The sequence below is a fragment of the Campylobacter sp. JMF_04 NA10 genome, assembly GCF_027737655.1.
GTDB lineage: Bacteria > Campylobacterota > Campylobacteria > Campylobacterales > Campylobacteraceae > Campylobacter_B.
This window is the reverse complement of sequence record NZ_JAOVTZ010000004.1, coordinates 1-14,048: the sequence shown is the minus strand read 5'-3', so window position 1 is coordinate 14,048 and position 14,048 is coordinate 1. Positions and strand designations below refer to the sequence as shown.

The window sequence follows — 14,048 nt, the reverse complement described above, 5'->3', positions numbered from 1 at the left end:
TTTTACTTTAATTATTAAAATTTAATAACCGAGGTTTGTATGAAGAAAATTTTATCACTAATTGCGACGCTAGCGCTACTTAGCGGATGTTCGTATTTCGAAAAAAAAGAAGAGGGCGCAGGAGCGGGTGCCAAGGGTGCTGGCGGTATGCCACCGCTTCAAGTAGCTGTTTTTAAAGCCCAAAAATCCGATGTTCCAATCGCACTAAAATTTAACGGCGAAACCGCGAGCGATTTAGATGTAACGCTAAAATCGCAGGTTTCTGGCACGATAGAAAAACAGCTTTTCACCCCTGGCGTGCGCGTAGAAAAGGGCGAGGGGCTCTATGAAATCGACAAATCTCGCTATCAAGCGATTTTTAATAGCGCAAAAGCTAGCCTAAACAACGCCAGCGCAGATTACGAGCGCGCTAGGAAATTAAAGGCGAGCAATACCATTTCAGCGCGCGAATTTGACGGCGCAAAATCAGCTTACGAAGTGGCTAAGGCAAATTTCGAAAGTGCGAAAATCGACCTTGATAATGCCCTTGTCAAAGCCCCATTTGACGGCATTGTAGGCGATACGCAAAAAGATACTGGCTCGTTTGTGGGCGTAGGTGAAAATCTAGTCAGACTTACAAAATTAAATCCAATTTATGTGAAATTTGGGATTTCTGATACCGATAAGATGAAAATTGATAGAAATTTAGCCAGTAGCGATTGGTATATGAAAAACACAAAGGCTACAATTTCCTTTAATGACAAAATTTATGAAGGAAATGTGGTTTTCATCGATAGCGTCGTAGATAGCGCGACTGCAAGCGTGAGCGCCAAAGCGCAATTTAACAACCTAAATTATGAAATTCAACCAGGAATTTATACTAGAATTTCAGTCGATGGTTTCGTGCAAAAAGATGGCTTCCAAATCCCGCAAATCGCAGTTTTGCAAGATTTAAGCAACTCTATCGTTTATGTCGTAGATGCAAACAACACCGTGGCCAAAAAAATCGTAAAAGTTATAGCCCAAGATTCTACGACTATGACCATTTCAGAGGGTTTGAGCGAGGGCGATTTGATTGTTTTGGATAATTTTTCAAAAATTCAAGTCGGCGCCAAAGTAACCCCGCTTCCGCCAGAAACAGACGCGACAAAGGCTAGGTAGGCAAGTATGTTTTCTAAATTTTTTATCAATCGCCCAGTTTTCGCAAGCGTTATTTCGATTATTATCGTTATTGCTGGAACGATTTGTCTATTTATCGCTCCTGTGGAGGAATACCCGCAACTCACCCCACCTCAAATTTCAGTTACAGCCACATATAGTGGCGCAGACGCGCAGACTATCTCTGATACCGTCGCTTCGCCACTAGAAAACGCAATCAACGGCGTCGATGATATGATTTATATGAGTTCATCATCTAGCTCGTCAGGTAGGGCAAATATCAGCGTGTTTTTCAAGGTCGGCACCAATCCGCAAGAAGCACTTGTAAATGTAAATAACAGAGTAAATCCGGCCCTAACCACGCTTCCAGCCGAAGTGCAAAGAATGGGCGTTAGCGTTACGGAGCGTTCATCATCGATACTTTCTGCGTTTTTCTTTTATGATCCAACAGGACAAATGAGCCCGCTTGAAATCCAAAACTATGTCAGCATTAATGTCGTCGATGAGCTAAAACGCGTTAGCGGTGTGGGTGACGCGCAGGCTCTTGGCACGAAGGATTACTCAATGAGAATTTGGGTAAATCCAGGACTTATGGCTAAACACAATATCGTATCGTCTGACATAATCGCAGCCATTAGAGAGCAAAACAGCCAATACCCAGCCGGAAAGCTAGGCGAGCAACCAAACGATTTGGGTAACCCTTATGTCTATGCAATCCAGCCAGAAGGGCGTTTGAAAACGGTCGAAGAGTTCGAAAATGTAATCATTAGAGCCAGTGATGATGGTAAATTTTTGCGTGTAAAAGATGTCGCTAGGGTCGAGCTAGGGGCTGAGAGCCTTATCATTAATGGTAAATACCAAGGATACGACGCAACGCCAGTTTTCATCTATCAACAAAACGGCGCAAACGCCATTGCTACGCTTGATGCCGTAACTGCGCGTTTAGAGCAGTTAAAGCAAAATTTCCCAGGCGCGCTGACTTATAGCAACGGATACGATACGACAGAATTTGTAAAGGTCTCTATCGAAGAGGTTATTCATACCTTCGTAGAAGCGATGATTTTGGTCGTTTTGGTTATCTATATGTTTTTAGGAAATTTTAGAGCGACGATTATTCCAATGCTAGCGGTGCCAGTATCGATTTGTGGAGCGTTTATCGGAATTTACGCTTTTGGATTTTCGATAAATTTAATTACCCTTTTCGCCCTAGTTTTGGCTATTGGTATCGTCGTCGATGATGCTATTATCGTTATCGAAAATGTGGAGAGAATTTTGCATGAAGAGCGAAATTTAAGTGTCAAAGAGGCCACGATTAAGGCAATGGACGAGATCGTAAGTCCGGTAATTTCAATCGTGCTTGTTTTGGCGGCGGTTTTCGTGCCGGTTGCTTTTATGGAGGGCTTTGTCGGCGTTATCCAAAGACAATTCGCACTCACACTCGTTTCATCTGTGGTTTTCTCTGGATTTGTTGCCCTTACCCTAACCCCTGCGTTGTGTGCGCTTTTACTTCGCAAAAAAGAGGCCGAGCCGTTTTGGTTAGTGCGTAAATTTAATGAATTTTTCGATTTTTCAACCCGCCTTTTCTCGGCAGGTGTTGCTAAAATTTTGCGCCATGTGATTTTATCGTTGTGCCTTGTGGGAATTATTATTTTTGTGATGTTAGAGCTATTTAAAATCACCCCGGGCGGACTTGTGCCAGCCGAGGATAAAGGCTATGTAATGGGCTTTTCGACACTTCCGTCGGCTAGACCTTTGGTAGCTACTGAAAAGCACATGGATTTCTTGCGTGGCACACTTTCACAAAACCCAAATGTCGAAGCAATCACCACAATCGCGGGATTTGATATGATGGCAGGTGGTGCTAGGGAAAATTCAGGCGTATTTTTCTCTAAACTCAAACCTTGGGAAGTTCGCCCTGAGGCAAACCAATCAGCCCAATCAATCGCAAACGCGCTAACTGGACAGCTTTTTGTCATGGATAGAAGCGCGATGACCTTTGCCCTAACCCCACCTCCAATCAACGGTCTATCAATGACTGGTGGATTTGAAGTGTATGCAGAAAATACTACGGGCAAAAACTATCAACAAATCGCCGATGATATGGCGCGAATAGTCGCAAAAGCTTCGCAAAATCCAGCTTTGCAAAATGTCCGCTCTACGCTAGATGTAAATTTCCCGCAATACAATCTAAGCCTAGATAAGGAAAAAATCAAAATGCTTGGAATTTCAATCCCTGATATTTTTACGACGATAAATTCGACTATCGGACAATACTACATAAATGATTTTAACCTTTTGGGTAAGACATACCGCGTCTATATGAGAGCAGAACAGCTCTTCCGCGATACGCCAAATGATTTAAGGACACTTTATGTGCGCTCAGCTAGTGGAAATTTGGTTTCGCTTGATTCGGTTGTAAATTTAGAACGCGCCAAAGGTCCTGATATAGTCGATCGTTTCAATGGCTTCCCAGCAGCTAGACTTATGGGCGATCCTGCCCCAGGATATACTTCTGGTCAGGCGATTGATGCTATTAGAGATACGATTCTGGGCGAATTCCCTACTGGATACACACTTGGCTGGTCAGGCACGGCTTATCAAGAGGTAAATGCAGCAGGAACCGGCGCAAAGGCATTTGCGTTTGGACTTTTGTTTGTATTTTTGATTTTGGCGGCACAGTATGAGAGGTGGCTAATGCCAATGGCGGTTCTTACAGCCGTGCCATTTAGCGTGTTTGGTGCGCTTTTATTCACATGGGCTAGGGGATTAAATAACGATATATATTTTCAAATCGGACTTATTTTGCTTATCGGACTTGCGGCAAAAAATGCAATCTTAATCGTCGAATTTGCTATGCAAGAGTATCAACACGGCGGAAAAAGTATCGCAGAAGCGGCGATTAGTGCTGCAAAAATGCGTTTTAGACCGATTGTTATGACATCTTTGGCTTTTGGTCTTGGCGTTTTGCCTATGGTACTTGCCACAGGAGCAGGTTCTGCTAGCCGTCACGCGCTAGGAACTGGCGTGCTTGGTGGAATTTTGGCTGCTTCGACGATAGCTATTTTCTTCGTGCCACTATTTTTCTACCTTTTGGAGAGCTTTAATGCGTGGCTAGATAAGCGAAAAATAAAATCAGAGGAAAAAGATGAAAACTAAAATTTTACTAGGAATTTTAACTGGCGCACTGATTAGTGGTTGTAGCTTTAAGCCTGATATGCCTACTCGCCATATCGAGTATAGATCTGGATACGAGGCGACAAATGTGAGCCAAATGTGGTGGAAAAGCTACAACGACACCCAGCTAAATGCGCTAATTGATAGTGCTTTGGCGAATAATTCTGATTTAATGCTAGCTTTGAATAATATCGAGCGCGCAAGGCTAAATTTGGGTCTTAGCAAGCTTGAATATCTACCAAATATCGGAATTTCAGGCTCTGCAATGCGCCAGAATAATTATGCTAATATGCCTGATTCAAATTCTCACGCTTCTTACGCGATTTCGGCGCCACTTAGCTATGAGATTGATTTTTGGGGTAGGGTGCGAAATAGCGTGGGTGCTAGCGCGGCGCAGTATATGGGGACTAAATACGATTATGAAACAGCCAAAAACACAATCACTAGCGCGGTTGCAAGCTCGTATTTCGCGCTTTTATCCCTAAAAGAGCAAGAAAGAATTTTAACTAAATCGCTTAAAAGCTACGAGCAGACGCAAAATTACCGCAAAAAAGAGCTAGAAGCTGGCGCGATAAATCAAATCACACTTAGCCAAGCAAGTGCCGCTGTGCAAAACGCCAAAGCAAGCCTAATCGCCGTGCAAAACCAAATTTCTCAGGTGCAAACCTCGCTTGCAATTTTAGCCGGCAAAAGCTATGACGGGGTCGTAAATCCGCAAATCCTCACAGCCGCAAAACTTCCTAATGCCCCACAAATCCCAAGTGGCGTGCCAAGTGATGTTTTGCTTCATCGCCCAGATGTGGCAAAGGCCTTGGAGGATTTGCGCGCTAGCAATTTCCTTGTAGGCGTTGCCAAGGCAGGGTATTTCCCGACTATCTCGCTAACTGGGGCGTTTGGCTATGCAAGTAGCGATTTTGATAGATTGATTAGCTCGACTACTAGCTCGTGGAGTATCGGTGGCTCGCTCGTGGGGCCTTTGCTTGATTTTGGGCGAACTAAAAAGAGGGTCGATATCGCAAATGTCGATCAAAACTCATCTTTTATCGCTTATGACAAGGCGCTAAAAACGGCTCTTGGCGATGTCAAAGACGCCCTTACGACGCTTAAAAACGCAAAAGAACGCAAAAAAGCGATGAGCGATTTACTAAGCTCGCAACGCAAAATTTACAAAGACGCGACCGAGCTTTATAACGCTGGATATTCTAGCCATTTAGAATTCCTAGACGCGCAACGCAATCTTTTAAACACAGAACTTGCCAAAGTAGGCGCTGATTTAGAGGAATTAGAAGCTAGCGTAAATGCTTACAAGGCGCTTGGCGGGGGATTTAGCATAAGCGATGAGGAGCTAAAAGAGATTTTAGGAGCTGATGCCGATACTGCGCCTGATATGTCTGCTGTGCCGATAGATAGGATATTTAGGTAAAATTTGCGGAATTTTAAAATTCCGCAAATTTTCAAATTTCAGCTTCAAATTTAAAATTTTAGTTATAATCCAAACCTTTTTAGACAGGTGTCCGAGTGGTCGAAGGAGCACGCCTGGAACGCGTGTGAGGTGCAAGCCTCCGAGGGTTCGAATCCCTTCCTGTCTGCCAGAATGCAAATTACAGAATAAATTTTATTTAAATCAAATTTTGCTTATAATTGCGCCTTAAATTTTATTACAAGGAGGGGTGATGTTTTCGCCTGTTTTGATTGGATTTGGTGGCGGTTTGGTCGCTATCGTAGTCATTTGTGTGCTTGCGGCTATGTATTTTAGGACCGTCGTGGAGACAAACGAGGTTCATATCGTCCAAAGCGCACGCAAAACGCAAAGTTTTGGCAAGGATACTGGCAATGGAAATGTGTATTATAATTTCCCGGGCTGGGTGCCGATTTTAGGCGTTAGCAAGATAATTTTGCCAGTTTCAGTATTTAGTATCAAAATCGAGGCTTACGAGGCTTACGATGTGGGTAGGCTACCATTTGTCGTAGATATCACGGCGTTTTTCCGCATTGCTGATTCAAATTTAGCCGCCCAAAGGGTCAAAGACTTCGACGATCTCAAAAAGCAACTCACAGATATTATCCAAGGCTCAATCCGCTCGATTTTAGCCAAACGAGAGCTCGAAGAAATTCTTACAATCCGCTCAGCCCTAGGCGAGGATTTTACTGTCTCGGTTCAATCTCAGCTCGAAAACTGGGGCATTGCGCCTGTGAAAAATATCGAGCTTATGGATATTAAAGACAAAGATGGCGAAAAGGTCATTTTCAACATAATGGAAAAGAAAAAATCTGCTATCGAAAAAGACAGCCGTGTCGAGGTCGCCGAAAACCGCAAACGCGCCCAAATCGCTGAAATCGAAGCCAAAAGAGAAACCGAGATCAAAGAGCAAGAAGCCCTAAAACTCGTAGGCCTTAAAACCGTCGAGCAAGAGCGCGAGGTTGCAATCAGCAAAGAACAAGCCAAACAAGTGGTAAAAGAGCAGGAAAAAATCACCCAAGAAAAGGCAATGGAGGTCGTGCGTGTCCAAGATGTCAAAAAAGCAGAGATTAAAAAGCAAGTAGAAATCGTCCAAGCCGAGCAAGAACAGCGCAAAATCGAAATCGACGCGGAGGCTAAGAAAACAGCCAAAATCAAAGAAGCCGAAGCCCAAAAAGAAAACCAAATCCTAATCGCGCAAGGCGATAAAGAAAGGCAGTTTTTGGAGGCGGCTGCGCTTTTAGAAATCAAAGACAAAGAGAGCCAAGGTATCGCAAAAATCGGAACCGCTGAGGCTGAGGCTTTGAGATTAAAAGAGCTAGCCCCTGTCAATGCGCAAATCGAGCTAGCGCGTGAAATCGGCGAAAACGAGGGCTATCAAACATATCTAATCTCAATCGAGCAAATCAAGGCTAACCGCGACATCGGCTTAGAGCAGGCCAAAGCCCTAACTAGCGCTGATCTAAAAATCATCGCAAACAACGGCAATGTAAGTGAGGGGCTAAATTCGCTTGGTGGCGTGCTAAGCGCGAATGGTGGCACAAAAATCGCTTCCATGCTAGAAGGGTTAGCCCAAAGCGAGCTAGGAAAACAGCTTGTCGATAAAATCACCAAGCCCAAAGAGGGCGAGAAATAAAATTTAACCCCAAATTTGGGGTTAAATTTGATAATACTAGACTTGACATTAATTCGAAATCTAACTATAATACGCCCTAAATTTTAGGGGCAAAAATGAAAAAAGAACGCAAAAGCATATTTTTAAGCGCACAGCTTGTAAGAGAGGCGAACGATTACATTATAAACGAATTTAAAAGGCTTGAAATTTTAGGGATTTCACCCAGCCACGGGGATATTTTTCACTATCTTTTTGGGGGTAAAACACTGACACCAGCGCAAATTTCAAAAAAAATAAATCGCACAAAAGCCACTGTTACAACCCTACTTGATAAGCTCGAAAAAGAGGGTTTTTTGACAAGAGAAAAAGATGAAAATGACGCAAGAAGCATAAATATAAAACTTACTCAAAAAGGGGAAAATTTAAAACCTAAATTTGATGAAATTTCAAAGAATTTAAATGAAATTTTGGCAAATGATTTTAGTGAGTTTGAATTAAATGCGCTAGATACGCTTTTAGAGCGAGCTATAAAAAATTTTAAAAATAAAATTTAGTTAGATAACAAAGGAAAATTTATGAAAAATTTATTAGTTTTTGCTGTTTTGTTGTTGGCACAAATTTTGTCTGCCAACGAAACATTGGCTGAAAATTTTAACCAAATTTGCTACCAAAGCAGGGCCAAATCCGAGTGCAACAAAGAGGCGATGACGCACTTCCAAACCGCCATAAACACCGCTGATACCGCCTTGGCAGAGAAGCTAATAAACCAAAACGCTACATTTTTCACCCCAGTTTCCAAAGACCCGCTTTATGGCGGCGCAGGGTATATCTCGGTGGTAAATTTCATGAGGCAAAGCTTCCCTGATATCAAATGGGAGATCAAAGATATCGTCGCAAACGACGCTGTGGTGGCTGTCTTGTGGGAGTGTAGTGGCACGCACGAGAGGGGCGAATTTTACGGCAAAAAGGCGGACGGAGCGAAATTTTCGTTTAGCACGATGAATTTTTACTATTTTGACGAAAATGGCAAAATCACAAACGATGTCGCAGGCGAGGGGCTTGCGGGGCTTTTAATCGATCTTGAAATTTTAAAATAATCTTATTTAAGGAGAAAAAATGAAAAACTACACTTTTGCAAGGCTCGATAGCAACGAGCGCGTCGAGTTTAAAGAGCTTTTGGGTCTAAGCGGTTGCGAGATTAGCTTAAACACCCTACCAGCGGGCATTAGCGTGCCTTTCGTGCATGCGCATGTCCAAAACGAGGAGGTCTATATCGTCCTTGAAGGTAGCGGCAAGCTTTTCATCGACGGCGAAGAAATCGCAATCAAAAAGGGCGATATTTTCAAAATCGACCCAAGCGGCGAACGCTGTATCAGCGCAGGCGATGAGGCGATTAGATTCCTTTGTATCCAGGTCAAGGCTGGCTCTTTGGAGCAATACACCGACACCGACGGCGTTTTGCGCGAGGGGATTAAGCCAAGCTGGCTATTTAATGTAAAATAGTGGAATTTGGAAATTTCGCTTCGTGGGCTTGTAATACTGCGCCCGAATTTTAAAATTCGGCGCAAAATTTGAAATTTGCGAAGTGGGGAAAATTTAAAATTTAAGGGGTTTTTATGCCGTATATCGATGCGAAATTTAGCGCGAAATTTGACGAGAAAACACGCGCAAATCTGGCGGGTGCGCTTTGTAATGCCGTAAGCGAGGCGTTTGGTAAAAAAAGTGAGAGCATAATGAGTGCGGTAGAGTGCGACAAGGCGCTTTTTATCGCACAAAACGCGCTAGATAGCGGCGCGTATATCGCAATCTCGCTGCTAGGAACTAGCGTAGAGAAGTCAAAATGCGAGGTTTGTGTTAGGCTTGTGAGCGAGGCGTTGCGTGGCTTTGGCATAAACCCCGATGAGGTGTATGTGACATTTCACCTGATCCCGCTATGGGGCAGAGGTGAGAAGATGCTTTAGGGCGAAATGAGCTTTAAAATTTGGATTTAAATTTAGGCGAAAAATTTAGCCAAATTTCAAAATTTGGCTAAATTTTAAATTTACTTGATTTTTTCTATCTGTTCGACTAACTCTTTTGCGATTGCGACAATGGCACCATTTTCGAAATCATCGCTTCTGTTTGCGCCAGCAATCGTTTTTAGGTTGCCAAAAAATCCAGGGTTATATCGCATTTTGTTGTTTTGGGTTACGGCTCTTACGATTTCATTGTTTTTTATGATTTTGATTTCGTAAGTAAAGAAGATATTGCCGATAGAATCGGTTTTTGCAAAGGTTGCCTCCCCTACAAATTCTCTTTGATAATCTAAATCTATATGAATTTGCTCGCTAGAATTTGCGCTTAAAAGATTTTTTTGCGCTAGTTGATTTTTGATTTCATTGTTTAACTTGGTTTCTACGACGCTTTTGTCTTGATAAACAACTTTTTCTGGCTGATGATTTTGTATGAAATTTAGATTTATAGCATCGAATTTATACACGCCACTTATCGGCTGGGAGGGCGTTTGTGTGCTATTTCCCACGCAACCTGTTAAAAATAGGCTAAAAATTATAGCCAAAGCAAAAGAAAATAATTTTTTCATAAGATCTCCTTAAAATTTTCATTAGCAAGGCAGATGCCAAGCTCTGTTTGATTTTTAAATTCGAAAAAATGATTTTATCGGTAAAATTTTAAAAGAAAGTAAAAATTTTGATCTAAAAAAGTGGCCGGGAGATAGGGATTCGAACCCCAGGAGGTGTTACCCTCAACGGTTTTCAAGACCGCCGCTTTCGACCGCTCAGCCATCTCCCGATAGAATTATTCTGTTTTTTCGCTGACCCACTCCGCGCCGTTATGAACCTTCTCTTTGGTCCATTGACCAGCGTTTTTTGAGTCTTGTTTTACGCCTTGCCATGTGTTTGAACACCCGCTAAACGCCAAAACTAAAAGTATCGTAACTATATATTTCATAGACTCTCCTTGTTGTTTTGGAAGCGACACCCGGATTCGAACCGGGGATCAAGGCTTTGCAGGCCCATGCCTTACCGCTTGGCTATGTCGCCACACTAAGCCGTTTTTGGTGGTGCCCGGAGCCGGACTTGAACCGGCACGGAAGAAAAAATTCCGAGGGATTTTAAGTCCCTTGCGTCTACCAATTCCGCCATCCGGGCACATTTTCAACACATACAAAATCATGGAGCGGGAAACGAGAGTCGAACTCGCGACATCAACCATGGCAAGGTTGCGCTCTACCACTGAGCTATTCCCGCGTCAAAAACGAAAGCTGATTTTAGCAAATTAAAACTTAAAATTTTATTTTATTTGCAAAATTTCTGTTTTTTTAAATTCATTATAAGCTAAAAAGTGTAAAATTACAGAGCTTTTTGGGGTTATAGCTCAGCTGGGAGAGCGCTTGAATGGCATTCAAGAGGTCGGCGGTTCGATTCCGCTTAACTCCACCATTTTATTTTAAATCCATACTTATTTAACACTGCGCCGAATTTGAAATTTCATATATTTTATCATTGTTGGTGAAATTTGCCCTATTTGTCATTGCGAGCTTTCGCAGAAAGCAAAGCAATTTGCGACCAAAATTACCAAAACGCAATTTTCGTGTCATTGCGAGCAAAATTCCTAAAATTAAAAAAAAAAAAAATATAAAAAAAGTTTATAAATTTTTTGAAAATATCTGCTTTTTAGCGCGATTTGTGTTATAATCTCAGTCATTTTTAAATTTCAAAGGAGTTTGAGATGAAAGCATTAAATCAAAGCAGAGGAAGTATCGTCTTAGCCGCTGTGCTCTTTGCTGTTAGCGGTGTAAATATCGCAAATGCCGATAAAATTATCGGAACTAATGACGCTAGTCCGTATGTAGGTACTAAAAGTCCAAGCGGTTCGCAAGTTACCATTAGCAATGCTTGCCCTGCGGGAGAGACTTGTTATGATTATGTTAATGGAGAGGTTTTCGGTGGTCGCAACGATAATGTTGATGCTGATGTTACTAATAATACTATCAACATTACAAAAGCAAATATAAAAGGTTCTAAATATATTAGAGCTGGTCAATCTACAAAAGCTAATTACAACGCTATGGAAAACACTATTGAGATTACAGACTCTACTATTACTATTAATAGTAGTACTCCATATATTATCGGTGGCGAGGTTAGAGGGGCAGGTAGTACAGCAAAAAATAATACCGTAATAGTAAAAAACTCCGATATAAACTATTATATTTATGGCGGAAAAGGTGGCACTAGTTCAGACAACGATAGCACAATTTACAACAACCATGTTTATATAGAAAATTCAAAATTTGGAGGCGTATGGGGCGGTCAAGCGCAGGCTCCAAGTGATAAGGCAAATCACGCTAAGTATAATACTCTCATTATAGTGGGTGGTGGATATTCACAAAATGCTAAATCGGACAATCTTCGTGGCGGAACTACTTACGGGGCGGGAGATAGTGAATACAATACCCTATCTATAAGTGGCGGAACGAAGCTAAATTTCAACACTGTTAGTATTTTTGGCGGTTATTCGCAAGGTAATGCAAAAGGAAATAACCGCTATAATCAGCTTATCTTAGATAATGTAACAATACCAAATGCTAGCAATACTATATATGCGGGCGGTATCAAGGCCAATACCTCTACTCTATCAAGTTCAGAAGCAGTTGGCAACAGAGCATATATAAATGACTTAAAATTTGCAAAAGGTATCGTAGTCGGTGGCAGTAGCGAACTAGGCAACACAAGCGATAATATAGTTGTCATCAACGGCACTACCGAGCTAAAATCTGCTTACAGTGGCGAAGTAAAAGAAGGTGCTGACGGAACTGCAAAAGATAACCTTGTCATTATGTCTGGTGGCACTATTAACGAAAATATCTACGGCGGATATACTCAGGGTGGTGAAACGAGTGGAAACGCTGTTTATTTCATGGGTGGCGAAGTCTCTGGCATAGTCGGCGGTGGAAATAACGGCAATAAAAATACCCTAATCCTAGGCGACAGCACTAGCACTTGGGGCACACGAAAAGCAGGACAAATTTCAAATTTTGAAAATCTAAATTTCAATGTTTTACAAGAAGGTGATAAAAGCAAAGCCGTGCTTTCTCTAACGGGAGCAAATTCTAGTAACTTAAAAGACGCAAGCGTTAAATTTTTAGACCCAAGTAATGGCGATAGCAAAAAAGCAACAATCACGGTCGGTGGAAATGGTGGAGTTGGTGTAAATTCGCTCAGAGATAGTGGTGGTGGCGCAAACGGTATAAAAGCCCTAAGCGAAACAATAAAATATACACCATACACAGCCAAAGATAGCACTGCCATAAAAGTAGTAACCTTGGTAACACAAAAAGATGAAGATGAAATTCTTCAAAGAACGCTTTCAAACGGAACCAAAGAGAAACAAGCTACTTACAACATAGGCACGACATATACCTTTGCTTACAAAGATTTAGATTTGACAAAAAAAGAGACAAAATTTTATCTAATCGATAGCACAAGCGAACTAGCCGACTATACTAAAATGGCGAACTACAATACAAATATAGGCGCTAGTGGCACAACCGTAAAACACGACTGGGATAACTCAGAAGGTATAGTAATCGATGCGTATCAAACAAACCAAGATTATATTATCGACAATGCTTCTACCTTTACAAGAAATATTCGCGGTATGTTTGTAAGCGCTGATAAAAAATCTCTATATATCGCAGGTAATCACGATATAACAGAGGAGATAAAAGATACAATCGGTGGAGATGATTTTTTCACTAAATTTGGTCAAGACAAAAGTGGCAATACAATCACAATCTCTCCAAAAGGGGATTTAGATTTAAGCAATGTTACGCTTGATGGCGGTCCTAGCGGAAATACCCTAAATGTAGGCAAAGATAGAGATAACCCAATAAAAATGGGTCAGATTAAGGTAAAAGATGTCAAAAATTTTAGCAATATTAATTTTTATTTGCCTGAAAATCCAGCCGATGATAGCACTGCTATCACACTAACAGACGGAAGTAATACTGATTTGAGTAAATCAGATGTGAGAGTATATAGCAATAGTCTGCGCAATATAGAAGATAATGGCGGTAGAGTGCATTTGCTAAAATCTGAAAAAGGAAAAATCAAAAATCCAAAAGCAAACAGCATGAAGCTACAAATCGGGGCTAGCTTAGAAATCGATATGCCAGATGGTTCTTTAGATCTCTATGCTAAACCAACCCCTGTCATAGTCAATGACCAAACCAAAATTTTCAACGAAGCAAGGATTGCTGGTATGGCGGCTGTTTGGGAGGGTTCATATCTCATCTCAAACCACTTAGAGCGCATTATACCTGATGGATACACCGAGCTTTTCCCTTATGCTATCTTTGAGGGATACGACAAACGCTACAACACAGGCTCTCATGTAGATAGTTTGGGCTTTAACGCAAACGCAGGTCTTGCAGGCAAAGCACCAAATAGCAAGGGTGAATTTACAATGGGTATTTTCATCGAATACGGCAATGTCGATTACGACGCTTACCTAGATGACGGCACCAAAGGTAGCGGGGACGCATACTACGCTGGTGTGGGTGCATTTGGCAAACAAGAAAATGCGAGTGGCTCATACTATGAGGGCTCATTTAGAGTTGGCCAGCTAACTACGAATTTCGACGGCACTCTAAATTTCAAC

At 41.8% G+C, this 14,048-nt stretch carries 10 protein-coding genes, 6 tRNA genes and 1 pseudogene; 11 read left to right on the top strand and 6 right to left on the bottom strand.

Annotated elements, in window-relative coordinates:
• Positions 1-39 precede the first annotated feature (39 nt).
• From OFO12_RS06075 to OFO12_RS06035, 9 genes are all read left to right on the top strand, one after another.
• Complete coding sequence (locus tag OFO12_RS06075; protein ID WP_270869842.1) at positions 40-1,140, top strand: efflux RND transporter periplasmic adaptor subunit; 1,101 nt, start codon at positions 40-42, stop codon at positions 1,138-1,140.
• A gap of 6 nt (positions 1,141-1,146) precedes the next feature.
• Positions 1,147-4,293, top strand: a complete 3,147-nt coding sequence (locus tag OFO12_RS06070; protein WP_270869841.1) for an efflux RND transporter permease subunit — start codon at positions 1,147-1,149, stop codon at positions 4,291-4,293.
• Positions 4,283-5,734 carry an efflux transporter outer membrane subunit gene (locus tag OFO12_RS06065; RefSeq protein WP_270864664.1) on the top strand — a complete coding sequence of 484 codons (1,452 nt, stop codon included), beginning with the start codon at positions 4,283-4,285 and terminating at the stop codon, positions 5,732-5,734. Before OFO12_RS06070 ends, OFO12_RS06065 begins: the two co-directional genes overlap by 11 nt.
• Before the next feature lie 81 nt (positions 5,735-5,815).
• A tRNA-Ser gene (locus OFO12_RS06060) sits at positions 5,816-5,903 on the top strand.
• Positions 5,904-5,984: 81 nt separating this feature from the next.
• Positions 5,985-7,406 (top strand): SPFH domain-containing protein, encoded by a 1,422-nt coding sequence (locus tag OFO12_RS06055; protein ID WP_270869840.1) that lies wholly within the window; start codon positions 5,985-5,987, stop codon positions 7,404-7,406.
• Between the two features lie 95 nt (positions 7,407-7,501).
• Complete coding sequence (locus OFO12_RS06050) at positions 7,502-7,939, top strand: MarR family winged helix-turn-helix transcriptional regulator (protein ID WP_270869839.1); 438 nt, start codon at positions 7,502-7,504, stop codon at positions 7,937-7,939.
• 21 nt (positions 7,940-7,960) lie between these two features.
• Positions 7,961-8,482, top strand: coding sequence for an ester cyclase (locus OFO12_RS06045; protein ID WP_270869838.1), 522 nt, complete (start codon positions 7,961-7,963; stop codon positions 8,480-8,482).
• A gap of 19 nt (positions 8,483-8,501) precedes the next feature.
• Positions 8,502-8,888, top strand: coding sequence for a cupin domain-containing protein (locus OFO12_RS06040; RefSeq protein WP_270864667.1), 387 nt, complete (start codon positions 8,502-8,504; stop codon positions 8,886-8,888).
• A 113-nt stretch (positions 8,889-9,001) separates the two neighbouring features.
• On the top strand, positions 9,002-9,346 hold the full coding sequence (locus OFO12_RS06035; RefSeq protein WP_270869837.1) for a phenylpyruvate tautomerase MIF-related protein: 345 nt from the start codon (positions 9,002-9,004) through the stop codon (positions 9,344-9,346).
• Between the two features lie 80 nt (positions 9,347-9,426).
• On the opposite strand, the gene OFO12_RS06030 is transcribed toward OFO12_RS06035, so the two are convergent.
• From OFO12_RS06030 to OFO12_RS06005, 6 genes are all read right to left on the bottom strand, one after another.
• Positions 9,427-9,966, bottom strand: coding sequence for a hypothetical protein (locus OFO12_RS06030; RefSeq protein WP_270869836.1), 540 nt, complete (start codon positions 9,964-9,966; stop codon positions 9,427-9,429).
• A 121-nt stretch (positions 9,967-10,087) separates the two neighbouring features.
• A tRNA-Ser gene (locus OFO12_RS06025) sits at positions 10,088-10,175 on the bottom strand.
• A 6-nt stretch (positions 10,176-10,181) separates the two neighbouring features.
• A complete protein-coding gene (locus OFO12_RS06020; protein WP_270858610.1) occupies positions 10,182-10,334 on the bottom strand; it encodes a hypothetical protein in 153 nt (50 codons plus the stop codon).
• A gap of 18 nt (positions 10,335-10,352) precedes the next feature.
• Positions 10,353-10,426: transfer RNA gene (locus OFO12_RS06015), tRNA-Cys, on the bottom strand.
• Positions 10,427-10,444: 18 nt separating this feature from the next.
• Positions 10,445-10,534 (bottom strand) — tRNA-Leu (locus tag OFO12_RS06010).
• Between the two features lie 24 nt (positions 10,535-10,558).
• Positions 10,559-10,633 (bottom strand) — tRNA-Gly (locus OFO12_RS06005).
• 116 nt (positions 10,634-10,749) lie between these two features.
• Between OFO12_RS06005 and OFO12_RS06000 the strand changes: the two genes are divergently transcribed.
• Positions 10,750-10,825: transfer RNA gene (locus OFO12_RS06000), tRNA-Ala, on the top strand.
• Between the two features lie 289 nt (positions 10,826-11,114).
• Positions 11,115-14,048, top strand: a pseudogene (locus OFO12_RS05995) (hypothetical protein); the annotation flags it as partial.